A 307-nucleotide genomic window follows, 5' to 3' on the forward strand; every position below is an offset into this window, starting at 1 on the left:
CTGCACGCCGTTCTGCACCGCCAGCAGGTCGCCGCCCAGCGCCAGCAGCAACAGCGACACCAGCACGATGGCAACGATGCCCACGCCCGAGATCGGGCTGGTCGAGGTGCCCACCAGACCCGCCATGTAGCCGCAGGCCGCCGCCACCAGGAAACCGAAGACGAAAGCAAACAGCACGGCGTAGGCCACCAGTTTCCAGACCGCGGCGGCCGTCAGCGGCGCGTCCGCCAGGAACACCTGGAACGTGATCACCAGCACCGCCACCAGCACCAGCGTGACGACCGAGATCCAGCCCGCCGACAGGTCG

Annotated in this window: 1 pseudogene; it reads right to left on the reverse strand. The window is 68.7% G+C overall.

The annotated features are described in order from the left end of the window. Window positions 1–307 (reverse strand): annotated as a pseudogene (locus R0J88_RS19380) (hypothetical protein); the annotation flags it as partial.

It is taken from the genome of Pseudoalteromonas sp. SIMBA_162 (assembly GCF_046535955.1).
In the GTDB taxonomy this organism is placed as follows: domain Bacteria; phylum Pseudomonadota; class Gammaproteobacteria; order Enterobacterales; family Alteromonadaceae; genus Pseudoalteromonas; species Pseudoalteromonas marina.